This is a genomic window from Streptomyces sp. DG2A-72, assembly GCF_030499575.1.
Lineage (GTDB): Bacteria > Actinomycetota > Actinomycetes > Streptomycetales > Streptomycetaceae > Streptomyces.
Genome location: NZ_JASTLC010000001.1, coordinates 4,749,704 through 4,772,787 on the forward strand (window position 1 = coordinate 4,749,704; position 23,084 = coordinate 4,772,787).

10 protein-coding genes and 3 rRNA genes are annotated in these 23,084 nt (G+C 68.2%); 4 read left to right on the forward strand and 9 right to left on the reverse strand.

Going from position 1 to position 23,084, the window contains the following annotated elements; all coding sequences use genetic code 11:
* The first annotated feature begins 15 nt into the window (after positions 1–15).
* On the forward strand, positions 16–1,476 hold the full coding sequence (locus QQY66_RS22505) for a type IV secretory system conjugative DNA transfer family protein (protein WP_301982146.1): 1,461 nt from the start codon (positions 16–18) through the stop codon (positions 1,474–1,476).
* 22 nt (positions 1,477–1,498) lie between these two features.
* On the opposite strand, the gene QQY66_RS22510 is transcribed toward QQY66_RS22505, so the two are convergent.
* The 5 genes from QQY66_RS22510 to QQY66_RS22530 all read right to left on the reverse strand — a co-directional run bounded on the left by QQY66_RS22510 (position 1,499) and on the right by QQY66_RS22530 (position 8,364).
* Positions 1,499–2,044, reverse strand: a complete 546-nt coding sequence (locus QQY66_RS22510; RefSeq protein ID WP_301982147.1) for a GNAT family N-acetyltransferase — start codon at positions 2,042–2,044, stop codon at positions 1,499–1,501.
* Positions 2,045–2,113: 69 nt separating this feature from the next.
* A 5S ribosomal RNA gene (gene rrf / locus QQY66_RS22515) occupies positions 2,114–2,230 on the reverse strand.
* 72 nt (positions 2,231–2,302) lie between these two features.
* A 23S ribosomal RNA gene (locus tag QQY66_RS22520) occupies positions 2,303–5,424 on the reverse strand.
* Between the two features lie 298 nt (positions 5,425–5,722).
* Positions 5,723–7,249, reverse strand: a 16S ribosomal RNA gene (locus QQY66_RS22525).
* Together the 16S, 23S and 5S rRNA genes form the textbook arrangement of a ribosomal RNA operon.
* Positions 7,250–7,815: 566 nt before the next feature.
* Complete coding sequence (locus QQY66_RS22530) at positions 7,816–8,364, reverse strand: MarR family winged helix-turn-helix transcriptional regulator (protein WP_301982148.1); 549 nt, start codon at positions 8,362–8,364, stop codon at positions 7,816–7,818.
* Between the two features lie 110 nt (positions 8,365–8,474).
* Between QQY66_RS22530 and QQY66_RS22535 the strand changes: the two genes are divergently transcribed.
* The gene (locus QQY66_RS22535; RefSeq protein WP_301982149.1) at positions 8,475–9,755 is read left to right on the forward strand and encodes an MFS transporter; all 1,281 of its coding nucleotides are present in this window, start codon (positions 8,475–8,477) and stop codon (positions 9,753–9,755) included.
* A gap of 111 nt (positions 9,756–9,866) precedes the next feature.
* Here the strand turns inward: QQY66_RS22535 and QQY66_RS22540 are convergent, their stop codons facing one another.
* Together QQY66_RS22540 and QQY66_RS22545 are read right to left on the reverse strand one after the other, a co-directional pair.
* Positions 9,867–11,504: a SpoIIE family protein phosphatase gene (locus tag QQY66_RS22540; protein ID WP_301982150.1), complete on the reverse strand. Its 1,638-nt coding sequence runs from the start codon at positions 11,502–11,504 to the stop codon at positions 9,867–9,869.
* Between the two features lie 215 nt (positions 11,505–11,719).
* Positions 11,720–13,099: an NAD(P)/FAD-dependent oxidoreductase gene (locus QQY66_RS22545; RefSeq protein ID WP_301982151.1), complete on the reverse strand. Its 1,380-nt coding sequence runs from the start codon at positions 13,097–13,099 to the stop codon at positions 11,720–11,722.
* Positions 13,100–13,474: 375 nt separating this feature from the next.
* On the opposite strand from QQY66_RS22545, the gene QQY66_RS22550 reads away from it, so the two are divergent.
* Positions 13,475–14,230, forward strand: coding sequence for a TetR/AcrR family transcriptional regulator (locus tag QQY66_RS22550; protein WP_301982152.1), 756 nt, complete (start codon positions 13,475–13,477; stop codon positions 14,228–14,230).
* A gap of 318 nt (positions 14,231–14,548) precedes the next feature.
* Positions 14,549–16,477: a sigma-70 family RNA polymerase sigma factor gene (locus QQY66_RS22555; protein ID WP_301982153.1), complete on the forward strand. Its 1,929-nt coding sequence runs from the start codon at positions 14,549–14,551 to the stop codon at positions 16,475–16,477.
* Positions 16,478–16,480: 3 nt separating this feature from the next.
* On the opposite strand, the gene QQY66_RS22560 is transcribed toward QQY66_RS22555, so the two are convergent.
* Positions 16,481–19,828, reverse strand: coding sequence for a BTAD domain-containing putative transcriptional regulator (locus tag QQY66_RS22560; protein ID WP_301982154.1), 3,348 nt, complete (start codon positions 19,826–19,828; stop codon positions 16,481–16,483).
* A gap of 524 nt (positions 19,829–20,352) precedes the next feature.
* Entirely contained in the window at positions 20,353–22,455 is a 2,103-nt protein-coding gene (locus QQY66_RS22565; protein ID WP_301982155.1) for an asparagine synthase-related protein, read from the reverse strand.
* Positions 22,456–23,084 lie beyond the last annotated feature (629 nt).

Genomic DNA, 23,084 nt, shown 5'->3' on the forward strand with positions numbered 1-23,084 from the left:
TGAGAAGAGCGTGAAATGAGACACGACGACCGCAACCGCCATCAGGACGCCCAGGGCGGCATCCCCGACGGCCTGCTGATCGGCATACTCGCGTTCCTCCTCGGCGTGACCCTGCTGATCTGGACAGCGGCGGGCCTGGCCGGCGTGTTCTCCCACGGCGCCTGGCCGGAAGCGGTGACCTTCACCCGCACCCCCCTCGCCATGCGCCACCTCATCGCCCATCCTCACGACATCACCGGCGCCTGGCCCGACACTCCCGCCGCCCAACTCTCCGGCTACGGCCTCTTCTGGGGCCTGTTCATCGGCCAGCTGATGATCGTGGTCGTCCTCACGGTGTTCGTGATGGGCACGGTGGCGAGATGGCGGGTGGTACGGGCAAACAGACGAATGGAACGGACGGCACCGGTGCCGGAACCCACGGTTCAGGAGGTCCCGATGCCGCGCGCGGAACCCGAGCCGAAGTCGCTGCCTGAGCCAGCGGTGGTACCGCGCGAAATGGCGCCACCGGTGGAATCTGCACCCTTCTCGGCCAACGGTGACCGGGTGGGCGGATGGGAAAAGATCGTCGTGGCCCCCAGGGAAACCCGCCAGACCACCGCAACCCAAGCCGTACGAGACGCGACAGGCCCCACCCTGGTCGTCACGTCCAACCCTTCCGTCTGGCAGGACACAAAAGACCCCCGAGCCAAACTCGGCCCCGTTCTCCTCTACGACCCCACGCACCTCTGCGACACCCCGGCCCGCCTCCACTGGTCACCCACGGCCGGCTGCGAGGACAAGGCGACGGCGGTCGCGAGAGCCGCGGCCCTGCTCGGGCCGGTCCGGCCGACCGCGAAGATCGACCAGGCCGTGGCCGACACCGCCGAAACACTCCTCCGAAGCTATCTGCATGCCGCCGCCATCGACGGCCGCACCATCCGCCACGTCCACCGCTGGTCACAGGGCATGCAGATCCAGGACGCCGTACGAACTCTCCGTACGAACCCGAAGGCAGCCCCGGGAGCCGCCGGCGAACTGGAGGCAACCCTCACGGCGCATCCCGAACGCAGGGACATGGCACAGGAGTTGACCACCAGGGCCCTCTCCGCCCTCTCCACGATCAACGTGCGTGAGACCTGCACACCCAACCGAAGCGACGCTCTCGCCCTGGATTCCTTCGTCGACGAAGGGGGCACGCTTTATGTGGTGGGTGAATCCATCGAGGACCCCAGGACCAGTCCCGGCGCGATGCCCTTCCTGACGGCCCTCGTCTCCAGCGTGGTCGAGCGCGGCCGGCGCATGGCCGAACGGTCATCCTCCGGTCGCCTCGACCCACCACTGACGCTCGTCCTCGACGACGTCGCCGCCGTGGCTCCACTCCCCCAGCTCCCGGAGCTACTGGCCACCGGAGCGGACCGGGGCCTGCCCACCCTGGCCCTGCTCCGCTCCCGGGAACAGGCCCGCACCCGCTGGCCGCACGACGAACTCCCGGTCTGACGTCACCGCGCGCCGTCTGACATCACTCACGCTCGATCGCGAACTCCAGCTCCCACTCCCCGTTGGCCTGCGCCAACGGCACAGTCACCCCGGTCGGCACAAACCCCACCTTCCGGTACAGCCGCTGAGCCCGCTCATTGTCCTCATGCACAATGAGCCGCACCCGCTCGGCACCCTGCGCCCATGCCCACTCCAGGCCGGCGTCGAAGAGCACCTCGGTCAGCCCGATGCCACGGTGATCAGACCGCACGAACACCGCGACCACATGCCCCTGCCTGCGCTCGACGGGAAACCCGGCCCAGTCCGTCACCCCGGCCTCCTCCATCAGCACGGTCAGCGTCCCCACCCACTCCCCGTCCGGCCCCTCAGCAATGATCTGCTGCGCACCCGACGCTCCGTCGGCGCTCGAAGCGGCCCGCTCCCGCCAGAAGGAGTCGGGATGCGCTGCGGCCTGCTCGTAGGTCTCCAGGAAGGCGAGATGCGCCACGGGATCCTGCAAGGAGAGAAGCCGCAGGGCCTTCACCGCGGGCCATTCGTCGGCACGTATGGAACGGACCTTGTAGTTCATGCCTGCCACCGTAGCTGAACGCAGAAAACCCCCGTACCGGTTATCGGTACGGGGGTTTTCTCAAATTTTGTTCGGCGGTGTCCTACTCTCCCACAGGGTCCCCCCTGCAGTACCATCGGCGCTGTAAGGCTTAGCTTCCGGGTTCGGAATGTAACCGGGCGTTTCCCTCACGCTATGACCACCGAAACACTATGAAGTTCCAACCGGAAACATGACACGGTCGTTGCCTCAGAACTAACACAGTGGACGCGAGCAACTGAGGACAAGCCCTCGGCCTATTAGTACCGGTCACCTCCACCCCTTACAGGGCTTCCAGATCCGGCCTATCAACCCAGTCGTCTACTGGGAGCCTTAACCCCTCAAAGGGGGTGGGAACACTCATCTCGAAGCAGGCTTCCCGCTTAGATGCTTTCAGCGGTTATCCCTCCCGAACGTAGCCAACCAGCCATGCCCTTGGCAGAACAACTGGCACACCAGAGGTTCGTCCGTCCCGGTCCTCTCGTACTAGGGACAGCCCTTCTCAATGTTCCTGCGCGCGCAGCGGATAGGGACCGAACTGTCTCACGACGTTCTAAACCCAGCTCGCGTACCGCTTTAATGGGCGAACAGCCCAACCCTTGGGACCGACTCCAGCCCCAGGATGCGACGAGCCGACATCGAGGTGCCAAACCATCCCGTCGATATGGACTCTTGGGGAAGATCAGCCTGTTATCCCCGGGGTACCTTTTATCCGTTGAGCGACGGCGCTTCCACAAGCCACCGCCGGATCACTAGTCCCGACTTTCGTCCCTGCTCGACCCGTCGGTCTCACAGTCAAGCTCCCTTGTGCACTTACACTCAACACCTGATTGCCAACCAGGCTGAGGGAACCTTTGGGCGCCTCCGTTACTCTTTAGGAGGCAACCGCCCCAGTTAAACTACCCATCAGACACTGTCCCTGATCCGGATCACGGACCCAGGTTAGACATCCAGCACGACCAGACTGGTATTTCAACGACGACTCCCCCTGAACTGGCGTCCAGAGTTCACAGTCTCCCAGCTATCCTACACAAGCCGAACCGAACACCAATATCAAACTGTAGTAAAGGTCCCGGGGTCTTTCCGTCCTGCTGCGCGAAACGAGCATCTTTACTCGTAGTGCAATTTCACCGGGCCTATGGTTGAGACAGTCGAGAAGTCGTTACGCCATTCGTGCAGGTCGGAACTTACCCGACAAGGAATTTCGCTACCTTAGGATGGTTATAGTTACCACCGCCGTTTACTGGCGCTTAAGTTCTCAGCTTCGCCCCGTCGAAACAGGACTAACCGGTCCCCTTAACGTTCCAGCACCGGGCAGGCGTCAGTCCGTATACATCGCCTTACGGCTTCGCACGGACCTGTGTTTTTAGTAAACAGTCGCTTCTCGCTGGTCTCTGCGGCCACCCCCAGCTCAAGCAGCAAGTGCTCTCACCAGTGATGGCCCCCCTTCTCCCGAAGTTACGGGGGCATTTTGCCGAGTTCCTTAACCATAGTTCACCCGAACGCCTCGGTATTCTCTACCTGACCACCTGAGTCGGTTTAGGGTACGGGCCGCCATAAAACTCGCTAGAGGCTTTTCTCGACAGCATAGGATCATCCACTTCACCACAATCGGCTCGGCATCAGGTCTCACCCCATGAGAGTGGCGGATTTACCTACCACTCGGGCTACACCCTTACCCCGGGACAACCACCGCCCGGGATGGACTACCTTCCTGCGTCACCCCATCACTCACCTACTACCAACTCGGGTCACCGGCTCCACCACTTTCCATTCCCCGAAGGGTCCGGAACGGCTTCACGGGCTTAGCATCACTGGATTCAATGTTTGACGCTTTACAGCGGGTACCGGAATATCAACCGGTTATCCATCGACTACGCCTGTCGGCCTCGCCTTAGGTCCCGACTTACCCTGGGCAGATCAGCTTGACCCAGGAACCCTTAGTCAATCGGCGCACACGTTTCCCACGTGTGAATCGCTACTCATGCCTGCATTCTCACTCGTCAACCGTCCACAACTCGCTTCCGCGGCTGCTTCACCCGGCAGACGACGCTCCCCTACCCAACCCAGCAGGCGTTAGCCCTTATGCTGGATTGACACGACTTCGGCGGTACGCTTGAGCCCCGCTACATTGTCGGCGCGGAATCACTAGACCAGTGAGCTATTACGCACTCTTTCAAGGGTGGCTGCTTCTAAGCCAACCTCCTGGTTGTCTGTGCGACTCCACATCCTTTCCCACTTAGCGTACGCTTAGGGGCCTTAGTCGATGCTCTGGGCTGTTTCCCTCTCGACCATGGAGCTTATCCCCCACAGTCTCACTGCCGCGCTCTCACTTACCGGCATTCGGAGTTTGGCTAAGGTCAGTAACCCGGTAGGGCCCATCGCCTATCCAGTGCTCTACCTCCGGCAAGAAACACACGACGCTGCACCTAAATGCATTTCGGGGAGAACCAGCTATCACGGAGTTTGATTGGCCTTTCACCCCTAACCACAGGTCATCCCCCAGGTTTTCAACCCTGGTGGGTTCGGTCCTCCACGACCTCTTACAGCCGCTTCAACCTGCCCATGGCTAGATCACTCCGCTTCGGGTCTTGAGCGCGCTACTAAATCGCCCTGTTCGGACTCGCTTTCGCTACGGCTTCCCCACACGGGTTAACCTCGCAACACACCGCAAACTCGCAGGCTCATTCTTCAAAAGGCACGCAGTCACGACATACAAGCAAGCTTGCATGCGACGCTCCCACGGCTTGTAGGCACACGGTTTCAGGTACTATTTCACTCCGCTCCCGCGGTACTTTTCACCATTCCCTCACGGTACTATCCGCTATCGGTCACCAGGGAATATTTAGGCTTAACGGGTGGTCCCGCCAGATTCACACGGGATTTCTCGGGCCCCGTGCTACTTGGGTGTCTCTCCAACGAGCCGTTGACGTTTCGACTACGGGGGTCTTACCCTCTACGCCGGACCTTTCGCATGTCCTTCGCCTACATCAACGGTTTCTCACTCGTCTCACGGCCGGCAGACCGTGAAAGAGAGATCCCACAACCCCGTATACGCAACCCCTGCCGGGTCTCACACGCATACGGTTTGGCCTCATCCGGTTTCGCTCGCCACTACTCCCGGAATCACGGTTGTTTTCTCTTCCTGCGGGTACTGAGATGTTTCACTTCCCCGCGTTCCCTCCACATACCCTATGTGTTCAGGTATGGGTGACAGCCCATGACGACTGCCGGGTTTCCCCATTCGGACACCCCCGGATCAAAGCCTGGTTGACGACTCCCCGGGGCCTATCGTGGCCTCCCACGTCCTTCATCGGTTCCTGGTGCCAAGGCATCCACCGTGCGCCCTTAAAAACTTGGCCACAGATGCTCGCGTCCACTGTGCAGTTCTCAAACAACGACCAGCCACCCACCACCCCGGACCTACGATCCGAGTTCACTGGGGCCGGCACCTGAAGGAAATCATTCCCTCAGACACCCAACAGCGTGCCCGGCACCCTCGCCCCTCCTCGTTCCGTTCCACGCCGAAGCAGTACTGGGAAGAGAAGCAGGTCAAGTGTGCCGAATAATCAACGTTCCACCCATGAGCAACCAGCACCGGACGTACGCCGGTGTACTGGCCTCTGGACAGCCTTGCGGCTGCCTAGAAGTGCTCCTTAGAAAGGAGGTGATCCAGCCGCACCTTCCGGTACGGCTACCTTGTTACGACTTCGTCCCAATCGCCAGTCCCACCTTCGACAGCTCCCTCCCGTAAACGGGTTGGGCCACCGGCTTCGGGTGTTACCGACTTTCGTGACGTGACGGGCGGTGTGTACAAGGCCCGGGAACGTATTCACCGCAGCACTGCTGATCTGCGATTACTAGCAACTCCGACTTCATGGGGTCGAGTTGCAGACCCCAATCCGAACTGAGACCGGCTTTTTGAGATTCGCTCCACCTCACGGCATCGCAGCTCATTGTACCGGCCATTGTAGCACGTGTGCAGCCCAAGACATAAGGGGCATGATGACTTGACGTCGTCCCCACCTTCCTCCGAGTTGACCCCGGCGGTCTCCTGTGAGTCCCCATCACCCCGAAGGGCATGCTGGCAACACAGGACAAGGGTTGCGCTCGTTGCGGGACTTAACCCAACATCTCACGACACGAGCTGACGACAGCCATGCACCACCTGTACACCGACCACAAGGGGGCGCCTGTCTCCAGACGTTTCCGGCGTATGTCAAGCCTTGGTAAGGTTCTTCGCGTTGCGTCGAATTAAGCCACATGCTCCGCTGCTTGTGCGGGCCCCCGTCAATTCCTTTGAGTTTTAGCCTTGCGGCCGTACTCCCCAGGCGGGGAACTTAATGCGTTAGCTGCGGCACCGACGACGTGGAATGTCGCCAACACCTAGTTCCCACCGTTTACGGCGTGGACTACCAGGGTATCTAATCCTGTTCGCTCCCCACGCTTTCGCTCCTCAGCGTCAGTAATGGCCCAGAGATCCGCCTTCGCCACCGGTGTTCCTCCTGATATCTGCGCATTTCACCGCTACACCAGGAATTCCGATCTCCCCTACCACACTCTAGCTAGCCCGTATCGAATGCAGACCCGGGGTTAAGCCCCGGGCTTTCACACCCGACGTGACAAGCCGCCTACGAGCTCTTTACGCCCAATAATTCCGGACAACGCTTGCGCCCTACGTATTACCGCGGCTGCTGGCACGTAGTTAGCCGGCGCTTCTTCTGCAGGTACCGTCACTTGCGCTTCTTCCCTGCTGAAAGAGGTTTACAACCCGAAGGCCGTCATCCCTCACGCGGCGTCGCTGCATCAGGCTTGCGCCCATTGTGCAATATTCCCCACTGCTGCCTCCCGTAGGAGTCTGGGCCGTGTCTCAGTCCCAGTGTGGCCGGTCGCCCTCTCAGGCCGGCTACCCGTCGTCGCCTTGGTGAGCCATTACCTCACCAACAAGCTGATAGGCCGCGGGCCCATCCTTCACCGCCGGAGCTTTCAACCCCCACAGATGCCCGTGAGAGTGCTATCCGGTATTAGACCCCGTTTCCAGGGCTTGTCCCAGAGTGAAGGGCAGATTGCCCACGTGTTACTCACCCGTTCGCCACTAATCCCCACCGAAGTGGTTCATCGTTCGACTTGCATGTGTTAAGCACGCCGCCAGCGTTCGTCCTGAGCCAGGATCAAACTCTCCGTGAATGTTTTCCCGTAATCGGGACGACACCACGAGAGCGGAACCGTCGGGCGGAATAAGTCCGACCGTTCACAACGTCCTCGCTGTGTATTTCTTCAAAGGAACCACGACCATCGAAAAAGATTTCCGACGGACGGGGTATCAACATATCTGGCGTTGATTTTTGGCACGCTGTTGAGTTCTCAAGGAACGGACGCTTCCTTCGTACTCACCCGAGAGACACTCTCGCGGCTTTCCTCCGGGCGCTTCCCTTCGGTCTTGCGTTTCCGACTCTATCAGATCCTTTCTCGACCTGATCCCCAGTCAGCGGGGTTTGCCTTCCCGGCCGTTGGGCCGTTCCGACGTCTCAAACCTTAGCGGATCCTCTCGGCGATTCCCAATCGGGCCGCCGATTCCCCATTCGAATTGAAATCGGGCATGCCGAAATCAACCCTGCCGGGAGATCATGCTGATGGTTTGGTTTGCCGCTTTCGCGGCGGGAGGTGCTGTCGCAGAACCGTTACGGCTCCGCGGCAACCCGAAGAACATTACGGATCGGGGAGGAGGCTGTCAAGCGTCGCCTGTCAGATCTTCAGTCGAGGTCCGTGAGACGACCGCCGGCGTCGGGCTGGGCGTGCTCCACCCTGCGCAGGAGTCGGGTGAGGACCTCGCCGAGGGCCGTGCGCTCCTCCGCGGACAGGTCCTGGAGGAGGTCCTCCTCGAAGACCGTCGCGAGGCGCATCGCCTCCAGCCACTTCTCGCGGCCCTCGGCGGTCAGCTCCACGATGACGCGGACGCGGTTGGACTCGTCGCGCTCGCGGGTGACCAGGCCCTCGGTGACCATGCGGTCGATCCGGTGGGTCATCGCGGCCGGGGTGAGGCCGAGTCGCTTGGCGAGGTCGCCGGGGCCCATGCGGTAGGGGGCGCCGGAGAGGACGAGGGCCTTGAGGACCTCCCACTCGGCGTTGCTGATGCCGAGGGCGGAGGTCTGGCGGCCGTAGGCGACGTTCATACGGCGGTTCAGGCGGGACAGGGCCGAGACGATCTTCTCGACCTGGGGGTCGAGGTCCTGAAACTCGCGCTGGTAGGCGGCGATCTGTTCTTCGAGCGTCGGCTCGGTGACGCCAGGGGTCTCGGCCATAGGCGCAGTATCGCACGCGGCCCCTTTGCTTTGAAGTCCTTCGCTATGTAGTCTTTAGCTTCGAACTTTAGTGTTGAAGTCTTCACTCCTGACTAGTGAGAGAGGTGAACGTGACCAGGGCGATGGGTGCAGCGATGCGCCGGATCCATGTGGGCAATGCACTCAGCGCGTTCGGGCTCGGTTTCACCGTCCCCTACCTGTATGTCTATGTGGCGCAGGTGCGGGGACTGGGGGCGATGACGGCGGCTCTCGTGCTCGCCGTGTTCGCCGTGGCCGCGCTGGTCGTGCTGCCGTTCGCCGGGCGGGCCATCGTCCGGCGAGGCCCGCTGCCGGTGCTGCTCGCCGCCCTGATCACCGCCGCGGCCGGTGCGCTGAGCCTGGGGCTCGCCGCCAATGCCACCGCTGTCTTGCTGTCGGCGGCCGGTCTCGGGGCGGGGCAGGCCGTGATGCAGCCGGCGCTCGCGACGATGATCGTGGACTGCTCGTCGGCCGAGACCCGGTCGCGGGCGTTCGCCACGCAGTTCTTTCTGCAGAACCTGGGGCTGGGTGTGGGTGGCCTCATCGGCGGTCATCTCGTCGATGCCACGCGCGTCAGCTCCTTCACTCTGCTGTTCGCGATCGAGGCGGCGATGTTCCTGCTGCTGGTCGTGGTGATGGTGACCGTGCGGATGCCGCACTCGCCGCAGATCGGCCGGGCGCCTGCCGGGTCGGCCAAGGGCAGCTGGAAGCAGTTGCTGTCCAACCGGGCCATGGTGCAGCTGTGCGTGCTGGGCTTTGTGCTGTTCTTCGCGTGCTACGGGCAGTTCGAGTCGGGGCTCAGTGCGTACGGGGTCGAGGCGGCCGGGATCTCGACGTCCGCGCTCGGGACCGCCCTGGCCGCGAACACCGGGATGATCGTGGTGGCGCAGTTCCTCGTTCTGAGGTTTGTGGAGCGGCAGAGGCGGTCTCGGGTGATCGCCGCCGTGGGGCTCATCTGGGCCGTGGCCTGGATCGCGGCCGGGTACGCGGGGCTGGGACATGGCAGTCAGGCCATGGCGACGGCGGCGTTCGTCTCGACGTACGCGCTCTTCGGGCTGGGTGAGGCGATGCTGTCGCCGACGGTTGCCCCGCTGGTGGCCGATCTTGCGCCGAGTGGGCTGGCCGGGCAGTACAACTCCGCGTTCGCGCTGGTCAAGCAGTTGGCGCTGGCGGTCGGGCCTGCGGTGGGCGGGCCCATGGGAGCGTCGCTGCATGCGCCGTACATCGTGACGTTCCTGCTGTTCTCGCTGGGCATCACCTACCTCGCGGTGCGGTTGGGGCGGCAGCTGACGGACGTACAGGATCAGCCGTGGCTGAGGAAGAGCCGGGTGGTTGCCCAGGGTGGGACACCGGTGGAGTCCATCACCGCCTAGTCGCAACGCCGAAGAAGGGGCGCGGGGCTGTGTCGATGTGCGGCTCCGCCGCGTGGGCGCGACCAGCCACAACGCACCCGCAGCCAGCAGCCGCCACTCACCCCCACGGCGCTAGCCCTTCGGTAGGGCGAACTCGCACCACACCGCCTTGCCGCCCCCGGGGGTTCTGCGCGAGCCCCAGTTCGAGGCGATCGTGGCGACGATGGCGATGCCTCGCCCGGACTCGTCGCCGGGTTCCGCGCGGCGGCGTCTGGGGAGGTGGTCGTCGCCGTCCGTCACCTCGATGATCAGGCGCCGATCAGTACGGCGGAGCCTCAACCGCATGGGTGGGATGCCGTGCTGGAGGGAGTTGGCGACCAGTTCGCTGGTCGCCAGGACGCCCAGGTCGTGCAGGTCGGGCGGGAAGCGCCAGCTGGTCAGGACTCCGGAGGCGAAGGCACGCGCGCGTGGGGCCGCTTCTACGCCGCCCAGGAGTTCCAGGGCCGCGTTGCGGAAGAGGTCGCTGTCGGGGCCCGTGCGGGACGGGTGCTGGAGGACCAGGACCGCGACGTCGTCGTCGTGGTCGGCGGTGACGCCTGCCGTGCGGACCAGGCGGTCGCAGACGACCTGAGGTGTGCCGGTCGCGCCGGCCAGGGCACGCTCCAGGCTGGCGATGCCCTCGTCGAGGTCCTCGTTGCGGCGTTCCACCAGGCCGTCCGTGTAGAGGACGGCGGTCGAGCCCGGGCTGAGGGCGACCGTGCCCGACGTGTGCATCCAGCCGCCGGTCCCCAGGGGCGGGCCGGTGGGCTCGTCCGCCCGGACGACCTGGCCGTTCTCGTCGCGGATGAGGATCGGCAGGTGGCCGGCCGAGGCGTACACCAGCCGTCCCTCGTTCGGATCGTGGATGGCGTACACGCAGGTGGCGATCTGGTTGGCGTCGATCTCGGTGGCGAGGCCGTCGAGGAGCTGGAGGATCTCGTGCGGGGGGAGGTCGAGACGGGCGTACGCGCGGACGGCCGTACGGAGTTGGCCCATGACCGCGGCCGCGCGCACGCCTCTGCCCATGACGTCGCCGATGACGAGGGCCGTGCGGCCGCCGCCGAGGGTGATCACGTCGTACCAGTCGCCGCCCACCGCGGCTTCCGTGCCGCCCGGCTGGTAGGTCGCGGCGACGCGCAGGTCGTCGGGCTGTTCGAGGACCTGGGGCAGGAGGGAGCGCTGGAGGGTGACGGCGGTTTCGCGCTGGCGGCGTTCGCTGGCGCGGAGGCGTTCGGCGGCTTCGGCGTGGTCGGTGACGTCGGTGGCGAAGATCAGTACGCCGCCGTCCTCGGTGTCCGTGACCGGGGTGCAGGCGAAGGTGTAGGAGCGGCCGTCGGGGGCCTTGCGGGACTTGACCGTGCGTGGCTTGCCGCTGCGCAGGACCTGGTCGAGGAGCGGGAAGAGGCCGAGTTCGTCGAGTTCCGGGAGGGCCTCGCGGGCCGGGTCGCCGAGGGGGCGGGGGCCGAAGGCCGTCACGTAGGCGTCGTTGACGTAGGCGAGGCGGTGGTCGGGGCCGTGGACGAGGGCGACGAGGGCCGGGACGCGGTCGAGGACCTCGCGGACCGGCAGTTCGTCGACGGCGGGCACGGACAGCGCCTCGTCGGTGAGCTGCTCGGCGCGGGCGGCGGGCACAGAGCTCTCGCCCCGCCGGTCCGAGGGGACCGCGTCGGTCCGCGCTGCGGCGCGGCGCTGCGTTCCGGGGAGCCGGGCGCTCCAGCGCGTGAAGTTCACGAATCCTTGCCTCGTGTAGTCGTCTTCGGCCAGCTCCGGACCCGGCCGGGGGTCTGGGGGGTGGCACCCCGGGGTTGCAGCACTGTGGGTGAGCCTCGTGGGTTCGAAGGGCGAGCAGGTGCTCGTCCTTGGGGGCGGGGACCAGTCTGGCAGGGTGGCCGGCCGGGCCGACATCCGTCAGACGCCGGGCCTGGCGGTGGAGTTCCCGGGTTCGGTCAGGTCGACCCCTTCGGGTCGTCCGAGGGCTTACCTGATGACTTTCCACCGGCCGCGAGTTCGAACTCCGCTCGGGGATGTTCGAGCGAACCGAGGGAGACGATCTCCCGCTTGAAGAGCCCCGACAGTGTCCACTCGGCCAGTACGCGGGCCTTGCGGTTGACGGTCGGCACCCTGCTGAGGTGGTAGACGCGGTGCATGAACCAGGCAGGGTAGCCCTTCAGCTTGCGTCCGTAGACGTGTGCGACACCTTTGTGGAGTCCCAGGGAGGCGACCGAGCCCGCATATTTGTGCGCGTAGGTCTCCAGCGGCTCGCCACGCAGTGAATGCGCGATGTTGTCGCCGAGAACCTTGGCCTGGCGCAGGGCGTGCTGGGCGTTGGGGGCGCACTCCTTGCCGGGGTCGCCGGAGGAGACGTCGGGGACCGCGGCCGCGTCTCCCGCTGCCCACGCGTGCGTGGTGCCCTCGATCGTCAGCTCGGCGGTGGCTTTCAGGCGTCCGCGGCCGTTGAGCGGGAGGTCGGTGGCGGCGAGGATCGGGTGGGGTTTGACGCCGGCCGTCCAGACGACCGTACGGGTCGGGAAGCGCTGTCCGTCGCTGAGTACGGCGACCCGGCCCTCGCAGGATTCGAGGCGGGTCTGCAGGAGCACCTGGATGTTGCGGCGGCGCAGCTGGGTGACGGTGTAGCGGCCCATCTCCTCGCCGACCTCGGGCAGGATGCGGTCAGAGGCCTCGACGAGGATCCACTTCATGTCCTCGGGCTTGATGTTGTGGTAGTAGCGCGCGGCGTAGCGGGCCATGTCCTCGAGCTCGCCGAGCGCCTCGACTCCGGCGTAACCGCCCCCTACGAAGACGAAGGTGAGCGCCGCGTCGCGGATCGCGGGGTCGCGGGTGGAGGAGGCGATGTCCATCTGCTCGATGACGTGGTTGCGCAGGCCGATGGCTTCCTCGACGGTCTTGAAGCCGATGCCGTGGTCGGCGAGGCCGGGGATGGGGAGCGTGCGCGAGATCGAGCCGGGTGCGAGGACCAGTTCGTCGTACGACAGCCGCTGCGGGCCCGTGCCCTCCTCCTCGGTGGCGAGGGTGGTGAGCGTCGCGGTGCGTTTGGCGTGGTCGATGGCCGTGGCCTCGCCGATGATGACGTGGCACTGGTCGAGGACGCGGCGCAGCGGTACGACGACATGGCGGGGGGAGATGTTGCCGGCGGCGGCTTCGGGGAGGAACGGCTGGTACGTCATGTACGGGTCGGGGGTGACGACGGTGATCTCGGCGTCACCCTGCCTCAGCTCCCGTTTCAGCTTCCGTTGGAGGCGCAGGGCGGTGTACATCCCGACGTAGCCGCCGCCGACAACGAGAATGCGCGCACGTTCCTTCACCATCCCATGACGCACCCGGCGCTTGCGTTTGTCCACAGGCTCGGCAATTTGTGTGACCGGGCGCCGGGGACGCCCTTAGTTGGCCGAATTGCCGGAGTGCGGGAAATCTTCGCAGGTCAGCGGGTGTGGGATGGGTAGGGGGTAGGGGCGGAATCAGGACGTATACGACCCGTACTCCGATCGGGGGGCGCTCCGTGCGGAACCTGCCCCTTCTGAATTGACTCCCGCTCAACTATGTTCGTGTGTCAACGGGGTGTAGGGGGATGCGCCTTCGGGTCGGCCAGAGGGCGGCCCGTGATCCGGGTTTGTTCCCAGCGCCTCGCGTCCAATGGCGGGGAGAGTCTCCGGGGGGAGACGTCATTAACCGGGGGAACACTTATGCACATTCAGGACAATCATTGGTCGTCTGCTTCTGCGATCGCACCCGGCGGTGCGATCGGCATGGCGGCAGGCAATGGACGCGCGGACGGAGGGCGGTCGACACCGCTGCGCGTGGACGCACAGCGCAATCTGGAGCACGTACTGCGTGCGGCCCGTGAGGTCTTCGGCGAGCTGGGGTACGGCGCGCCGATGGAGGATGTGGCGCGGCGCGCGCGGGTCGGTGTCGGCACGGTGTACCGGCGCTTCCCGAGCAAGGACGTCCTGGTGCGGCGGATAGCCGAGGAGGAGACCTCCCGGCTGACCGACCAGGCACGGGCCGCGCTCGGCCAGGAGGACGAGCCCTGGTCGGCGCTGTCGCGCTTCCTGCGGACGTCCGTGGCGTCGGGTGCCGGGCGGCTGCTGCCGCCGCAGGTGCTGCGCGTCGGGGTCGCCGACGACGGCTCCGGCCTCGACGAGGCCCGGGTGCCGCAGCAGCGCACCCAGCCGGGGGCCGGAGAGCTGCGGCTGGTCCATGAGGAGACGTCGGCGGTCCCCGCGGACGACGCGGGCGCCACGGCGCTGCTGGAGGTCGTGGGGCAGCTCGTGGAGCGGGCGCGCGCGGCGGGCGAGCTGCGGGCCGATGTGTCGGTGTCGGACGTACTGCTGGTGATCGCGACGGCGGCGCCCTCGCTGCCGGATGCGGCGCAGCAGGCGGCGGCCTCGGCGCGGCTGCTGGACATTCTGCTGGAGGGGTTGCGGTCGCGTCCGGTGTGAGCGCGGGCGACCTGCCGACCTGATCGATACGAGGTGATGCCGGGCGGGGGTGGTGCGCTGCCCCTGCCCGGGCGTCCACGGGACGTGGCGCTGCCGAGGTGCACTCCTGGACGTAGCGCGCATTTCGGGCGGGGCGTTCAACTCCTGCCCATTGAACGTTCGTTGATGCTTCCCCGTTTGGGTGACGGCTAGTACTGCCTCGCGGCAAGTCGCCACGGACGAGTGGATGGGCCGTACTGCCGGGTCCTGACCAAAAGCCAATATGGCACCCTGGCCCGTGTTCGGGACTGGTTGGGCAGGCGGCGGGGGCTTTCCGCGATGAGCGTTGACGGGCGGGACGAGTCACTCGGTGACGGCGAGGCGGAGCCCAGTGGGCTGACGTCGCCGCAGGTGCCGAGCCAGGGCGGGCGGGCGGGTGTACCGCCGGTCGGGGACCCCCCGGAAGGCAGTGTTCCGGCGCAGCGCGACTGGCGTGAGGACGAGTGGCGCGAGGACAGCGTCCTGCCGCCGCCGATCGAGTTGCCGCCCTCCGACGCCGACCTGATCGAGCGGATGCGCTCGGGCGACGACACGGCGTACGAGGAGCTGTACCGGCGCCATGCGGACGCGGTGCGCCGGTACGCGCGCACCTGCTGCCGGGACGCCCACACCGCGGACGACCTCACCGCCGAGGTCTTCGCCCGCATGCTGCAGGCGGTGCGGGGCGGCTCCGGGCCCGAGCACGCCGTACGCGCGTATCTGCTCACCTCGGTCCGCCGGGTCGCCGCGAACTGGACGAAGTCGGCGAAGCGGGAGCAACTGGTCGACGATTTCGCGGTGTTCGCCACGCAAGCCGCGCGGGCGTCCGAGGTGTCCGACGACACTGCATCCATTGGCTCCTTCGGAGCGGGGCTGGAACTGGGCGCCGACGTGCGCGCGATGCACGAGGCCGAGCAGTCCATGGCCATGCAGGCCTTCCGGTCGCTGCCGGAGCGGTGGCAGGCCGTGCTGTGGCACACCGAGGTGGAGGACGAGTCGCCGAGCGAGGTCGCCACCCTCTTCGGGCTGGACGCCAACGGCACGCGCGTGCTCGCCAGCCGCGCCCGCGAGGGCCTCAAGCAGGCCTACCTCCAGGCCCACGTCAGCGCCACCCTCGCCACCGACGAGGAGTGCGCCCGCTACGCCGACCGGCTCGGCGCCTTCGCCCGCGGCGGCCTGCGCACCCGGGCCGAACGGGGCCTGCGCAAGCACCTGGAGGAGTGCGCCAAGTGCCGGGTGGCCGCGGGCCAGATCAAGGAAGTCGCCGGTGGCATCCCCGCCGTCGTACCGATCGCGGTCATCGGTTGGTTCGGCGCCGCCGGCTACGCCAAGGTGGCCGCGCTCATCGCCGGGGGCACCGGAGCGGGCGCGGCGGGAGTCGCCGGTGCGGCCTCGGCGGCGAGCGGCGGTTCGTCCGGCGGGGCAGGGGGCGGTGGCGGTGCGGCTGCCTCCGAGGGGCTGGGTGCGCCGGTCAAGGCGGGTATCGCGGCCGGTGTGGTCGCGGTGGCCGCCGCCGCGGTGGCGCTGGCACTGATCGGCGACGACGAGCCGGCCAAGAAGCCGGTGGCCAAGCCGCCAGTGTCCTCGCCGGCGCTACAGCCCGGGGCGGAGACACCGGCGCCCCCGAAGCGGGAACCCGCGCCGAATCCTCCGATGATCGCGTTCGATCCGCCCCCGACGCCGGCTCCCACGCCCACACCTACGCCTACGCCGACCCCGACCCCGACATCGACGCCCACCCCGAGCCCGACACCCAAGCCCACGCCCACTCCCACCCCGACACCCCCACCGCCCCCGGCCGACTACCAGTGGAGCGACCTGGCGTACGACGTCAGCGGCGACGGCACCGAGCCGGAGATGCGGCTCGGTGAGAGCAGTTGGGTGTGGCAGCGGTACGGCATCTCGATCGCCGACAAGCGGTACGCACACGGCGTGACCGTGCACGGCAGGTCCTCCGTGACCATCGACCTCAACCGTGAATGCACGTCCTACGACGCACAGGTCGGCGTCGACGACCTGACGCTGGGGCTCGGCAAGGTCTACTTCTCCGTCCAGGCCGACGGGGTCCAGCTGTGGAAGTCCGGCCTGATCAAGGGCGGAGACCAGGCGGTCCCGCTCCATGTCGACCTCACCGGACGCAAGACCGTACGGCTGGTGGTCGAGCCGCACAGCCACTTCGACAACCTCATGCTCGCGGACTGGGCGGAGTCGAAGTTCGTCTGCGCGTAGGGCTTACGGCGCCTGCGCGGCCGGGTGACTGAGCACCGCCTCGGCGAGCTCGTCCTGCACATCAACGGGGGTCAGGGCGGTTCCCTTGGTGCGCTCGGCCGCGTACCGGTCGGCGCCCAGGGCGGTGCGGGCGACGGCCTCGGTCCGCTCGGCCACCGTGCGCCCCGGCAGGGGACGGGGGTGGCCCTCGCGCCAGTCCTCGGAGGCGGCGAGCAGGCGGACGGCGCGGGCGTGGTCGCCGAGCGCGGACACGAGATGCGCCGCGTTTTCGGCAAGCTCTGCCGTGACCCATTCGGCGCACCGCCACCCCACAGCCTGGCGCAGTGTGTCCGCGAGGATCGGCAGTCCGTGCCGCGGGCCGGACTCGGCGGCCGTGATCAGTGCATCGAGCGCGTTCAGCGCCACAGTGAACTGGGGCGGCGGAGTGCCGTGCTCCGTCTCCACGCGGGTCGCCTCGCACAACTCACGCGCGCGTGCGAGATCGTGCGCCTCCAGGGCCAGGTGGGCCCGCAGCATCAGGACGAACGCACGGGCGTCCGCCACTCCGTACCGGTCGGCGGCGGCGCTCGCCTCGTCCAGCGAGATCAGGGCGGCGGCGCGATCGCCCGAGCGGTAGGCGATCTCGGCGAGCCGGGCCAGGAGGAACGGCGACTCGGCGTAGGCACCCACCTCGTAGGCCAGCCGCAAGCCCTCGGCGTACTCCTTCTCGGCATCCTCGAAACGGCTGCGCGCCATGGCCGCCTCGCCGCTCGCGCTGCACACCTGGGCCCTGATCCAGCGGTCACCGACGCGCCTGCTGAGCAACCGCACTTCCGCCAGGTCCTCGTCCACACCCTCAAGCCGGCCGGGTGCGTCGACGACCATGTGCGCACGGAACATCAGCAGCACGGCGAGCTCCCAGTCGCCGCCGTACATACGGCAGTTGGCGACCGCCCGGTCCATGGCGGCCCGGGCGTCCACCGAGTTCCGCAGGTAGAAAGCGGTCAGGGGCCAGGCCAGGCCCGGCATCCGGGCAGCCTCCGGACCGCCCTGCTCATAGAAGGCCCGCACGCGCGCGATGTACTCCCGGTACCGCAGATCCTCCACCGCACGCTTCGGCTCGGCCTCGGTCATCAGGAAGAGATACATCATCCTGAGATCCATCCGCAGGGCACGCAGCGGATGCCGGGACTGTCCGTCAGGGGCGGCGAGGAAGGCCTCGACCGGGTCAGGAGCGCCGAGGGGCAAAGCGACGCGCCCCTCGCGGATGCGGCCCGTGGGCTCCCCGTTGCTCGAGCGACCAACCGGACCGCCCCCGCCCACCACATCCACATCCAGGCCCAAGCCCGAATCCAGAGCCGCGCCCATGCGCAGCACGCGCTCGATCCACTCCGCGCCCTCGCGGCGATAGTTGCGCAGGAACCAGAACCAGCCCAGGGCGAGGGCGATGGCACCGGCCTCTGCCTCCTCCCCCGCCACGAGGCCGCGGTGGAGGGCCGCGCGGATGTTGTCCAGCTCGGTCTCCAGGCGGGAGATCCAAGGGAGTTGACCGGCGGAACGGAGCAGGGGCTCGGCCTGCTCGACGAGGGCGCGCGCCCACGCACGGTGCCGGCGCTCGGCGGCCAGGCGCGCCCCGGGGAACTCGGCGGCGCGCTCGACGGCGTATTCGTGGATCGTCTCCAGCAGGCGATACCGCATGCCGTCGCCGCCGTCCCGCTCGCAAGGGGCCGCCACGATCAGGGACTTGTCGACGAGGGCGCCGAGGAGATCCGAGACGGGACCGGTGCACACGGCCTCCGCCGCCGAGAGGTCCCAGCCGCCCGCGAACACGGACACCTCACGCAGCACCGTCCGCTCCCGCTCGTCGAGCAGCTCCCAGGACCAGTCGACGACCGCGCGCAGGGTCTGCTGGCGGGGCAGGACGGTGCGGCTTCCGGAGGTGAGGAGGCGGAAGCGGTCGTCGAGACGGTCGGCGATCTGCCGGGGCGTGAGCAGCCGCAGCCGGGCGGCGGCCAGCTCGATGGCGAGCGGCAGCCCGTCGAGACGACGGCAGATCTCCGCCACCGCCTCCGTGTCCTGGAGCACGGAGGCCGCATCGGGACGGACGGCGGCGGCGCGCTCCGCGAAGAGGCGGTGCGCCTGGTCGGGGACGAGAGGTTCGACCGGGCGCACCGACTCGCCGGGTACGCCCAGGGGTTCACGGCTGGTGGCGAGGATCGTGAGCCCCGGGCAGCGGGTCAGCAGCGTTTCGGCGAGGTCGGCGGCGGCGCCGATGACATGTTCGCAGTTGTCAAGGATCAGGAGCTGACTGCGCGGGGCGCAGTGCTCTACGAGCAGGGCGACCGGGTCGTCCTGCGGGGTCGCCATCTCGGTGGTCATCAGCACGGTCTCGCGCAGACCGAGCGCGCTGACCACCGCGCCTGGCACCGCCTCCGGTTGGTCGAGCGGGGCCAGCTCGACCAGCCACGCCTGCGGGAGCCCGGCGGCGGCTTCCTCGGCGAGGCGGGTCTTCCCAGAGCCGCCCGGTCCGGTGAGGGTGACGAGTCGGGCCCTGTGCAATTCGGAACGGATGGCGTCGAGTTCGGGTTCCCGGCCCACGAAAGAGGTAAGGCGTGGACGGAGGTTGCCCTTGCGGGGCGCCGGGGCCGGGACCGTCGGCTGATCGAGCAACGCCTGGTGCAGGGCGCGGAGTTCCGGGCCGGGATCGGTGCCGAGGCCGTCGGCGAGTGCGCGGCGTGCCGTCTCGTACGCGGCGAGGGCGTCCGCGGACCGGCCCGTGTCGCGCAGGGCGCGGATGAGGAGGGCGTGCAGCGGTTCGTCGTACGGGTGCGCCGCGGTCAGTTCCGTCAGCTCCGGTACGGCGTCCTGGGCCTGCCCGAGCCGCAGCCGTGCCTCGGCATGGGCACGGGTCGCCTCCATGCGCAGGGCCTCCGGGCGGGCCGCGGCGGTCCGGTCCGGGAGGTCGGCGAGGGCGGGGCCGCGCCACAGGGCGAGGGCGTCATCAAGATCACCGGCGGCGGAGCCCGAATCGTCACGGTCGAGTGCGGCCGTGCCCTGTCGTACGAGCCGCTCGAAGACGTACAGGTCTACGTCGTCCTGCGTTGCCGTGAGGCGGTAGCCGCCGGGGTGGGAGGTGACGGCGTCCTTGCCGACGGTGCGACGGAGACGGCCGACGAGGGCCTGGAGGGCGGCCGGGGCGTCCTGTGGTGGGTCGGCCGCCCATACGTCGTCGATCAGAGTGTCGGGGGTGATGATGCGGCCGGGGCGTAGGGCGAGGGCGGTCAGCAGGGCGCGGAGGCGGGGGCCGCCGATGGATACGGGCTTCCCGTCATCGTCTTCCGCCAGCGCAACGCCCAGAATTCCGTACCGCACCGAGCCATTGTCACCGGGACGGCTGTGAGAGGCACGGGCTTTGTGGCGCCCGGGGTTGTCGCGTCACCGGAGCCGGTGCTGACGCCGAGGTTTCGGGATGCGTCGCACCCGGCGCGGTGGCTGGGGCGGGGTGGGTCGCGCAGCCCGGCGCTGACGGGGTGCCGCCTGCGCCCACCCGTGCCGCCCCAGGCGGCACGCATGCCCGCAGCTTCGGCGGGACAGCAGCCCGCAGCTTGGGTGGGACGGCCGCCCGCGGTCGCCACGCGCCCGGATGGCCCGGCGTCCTGCGGCGCATGCCACCACGCACCCGCGGTCGCCCACGGCGGGAAGGGGACGCGGTGGGGGTGTCCGCCCGCAGCGGTTGTCGCGTCAACACGGGCACCCCACCAGCAGACCGAGCCGCGACGTTCCGAGGACGGACACCCCCACCGCGGCCCCGACCCACCACAACCCGAAGGCGCTACGCGCACCCCCACACACCCGCACCCCCGCCGGGAGGCATCGCCACCGAAGCCCCCACCCACTCACGCCCGCCGAGCCGCAGCCCCAGCCCCCAACGCCCGCCCCTGAGGCGCGATCCCAGCCGGTACCGCACGCGTGCGTGCCGGTGTTCCGGTCCAGCAGGTTCCCCTTCGGGCGAGCAGACGGCGGAGCCACAGCTCCAGGGAGACCAGGTCGGCGAGACCGTCCAAGGGCAACGGCTCACCCTCGGCCGCCGCACGGATGGCCTTGCGGACGACGCGGGCCTCGACAAGCCCGGCCTCGGCGAGGAGGGGCGTACCGAAGAGGGACATCAGGGTCTCCGCGGAGACCCGCAGCCCCATACGAGCGGCGGCCGCCGAGGAGGCATGCGAGGGGGCACCCCAGCCCGGCGGAAGATCGGTGACGCCCGCGCCCTCCAGCACCGTACGGAGAATCGCGGCCCGTGCACCGGGCCGTACCCGCAGGGCCTCGGGAAGGGCGCGGCAGGCGCGGACGACCTGGTTGTCGAGGAACGGCGCGTGCAGCCGCTGGAAGCGGACCTCCGCGGCCTGCTCCAGGACCCGAAGGTCCGTGGCCTGACGGGCGAGCGCGGCACGCGCGCGGTAGTCACCGGGACGCTGCCCCGGCCCAACGCCCGAGCGATTCGTCGCTCCCTGCAGGAGAAGCGATACTTCAGCGAGCGCCTCTCCGGTCAGCCACCGAGCGGCAGGCCCCGGTCTGCCCCAGGTGAGCGCGGCGAGGGACGCCCCCACCGCACCTCCGGGTTCGTCGAAGCGCCGACGCAGCAGCCGCTCGGCGAGGCTCTCCAGCCCCGTCCGGTACGGCGTACGGGCCAGCCGCCGGGCGGCGCCGTACACGCGCGCGGGGACCAGCACGGACCCCCCGTCCGCCTTCGCCAGCGCAGCGACCGGCCGCACCAGATACCGCCGCTTGCGGTCCATCAGCAGATCGGCGAGCCGCGCCGGATGCGCGTCCAGGACCTGCCGGGCGCCGTACCCGGTGAAGTGGTCCGCGCTGCCGGAGGCGAGCCGCGCGCGATGCCGGGCCGCCGTCACCAGACAAGGACCCGGCTCATCCGTCAACGGCCCGTCCAGATCGGCATACGGCAGCGTCTCCTCGCCCCCGGCCACCACCACATGGTGCAGCCGGGGATTCGCCGCCAGCGCCCCCGCCCGCTCCAGCTCGGCCTCCCGGCCGCCCACCGCCAGGTCGTTGAAGGTCACGGCCAGCAGCCGCTCTCCCGCCCCCGTGCCATGCCCGAGCACGGTCCCCGGCATCCCCGGCAGCCCGGCCGCCAGCAGCGCCAGCGTCCCCGACGCCGGCCCTCCGGACAGGTCCGCCCCGATCCCCGGAACCGGCATCCCGCGCGCGGCACGCCGTTCGGCGGGCCCCATCCCCGGCACCGGGCCGGGGTCTATGTCGGCGCCGGGCACATGCCGGGGCGCGGACAGACGCGCGCGTACGGCCTCGATGAGCGCGTCGCGCACCGCGTCGACCGCGCGGTCCGGGTCGGCCGAGGGCGCGGCGACGGCGAGGGAGGCGACCTGCTCGTACCCGGCGATCTCCCGCGCCCCGGCGCGCAGGATCAGCGCATGCCCCGGCGGAATACGCCGTACGCCGTCATAAGGGGTGGAGTCATGCAGCGCGGCCGGCACATCCGGGGCCGCCAACAGCGCCGCCAGATGCCCGAAATCAAGGTTGGCCTCGATGAGATCGGCCAGTGGCAGCGCGGCCGTGGCATACGCCGTACCGCCCGCCCAAGGCGTGTGGAACACGGGCCTGGCACCTGCCAGATCACCGCAGACCATGATCCGCCGCCCGACCTGGACGACGGCCGTGTAGCTGCCCGGCCAGGCCGTCAGATGCCGAAGTGCCCCTCCGCGCGCGGCGAACAGCCCGACCCGCAGCTCCTCGTCCGTCGCCCCGCAGGTGCCCAGCACCGCGATCCGCGTCTGCGGGTCGGCCTGCACCACCCGCACCTCGTCCGGGCGCCAGTCGCCGACCGCCCACAGCGGATCGGGGTCGCCCCACAGGAGTTGGGAGCCCACCGGGTGCAACGTCTCGCCCTCGTGACCGGTCGCGCCGGCCGAGCCGGGCTCGACGGCACCCGCGGCGGTGCTGCTCCATCCCACCAACCACCGCATCGACGCCTCCACAGGCTGTGGACAACCAGTGCACCGTACGAACCGGTGCACCATGCTGCCATGAAGGACGCGCCCCAGCAGGGCGGCGGTACCGCTTGCGCTCGGGAAACGCGCCTCTGAGGAGATACCCGGAATCGCCCGAACACCCGCACGGGAGAAGGCATCTGCGACGCGAATGCGCCCCCGATACGCTCCCCAAAAACACCGGATGCGCCCTCAACTCCCATGGTGGGAGGGGTAATCGCCCACAGAGTGAGGGGTCGGTTTTCGGCCAAATCGCCGACGCGGGGACACGCGTGCACACGCTCCGTACATGCCCTGCCCATCGCCGGGCGGGCGCACAGTCCGGGAGGCGGAGTTCGCCTCCCGGACCGGTCCGCCGCCCGCGGGGATGTAGGCGGCGGTGTCCCCCAGCCCGCTGGATCCAGTACAGCGGGCCGACCCACGCATCGTTCATGGAACCGCTCCCCCGATGGCCGGAGAAGAGCGCACGGGCGGGCGCACGGCCACACAGCGGGAGCACGTCACAACAGTCCGTACCTGAACCGCACTTCAGTACGGACCACAATCCCGCCATCCGGAAGAATGCCCCTTAACGCTTGGGATGCGGCGAACTACGCTGGGTTTAC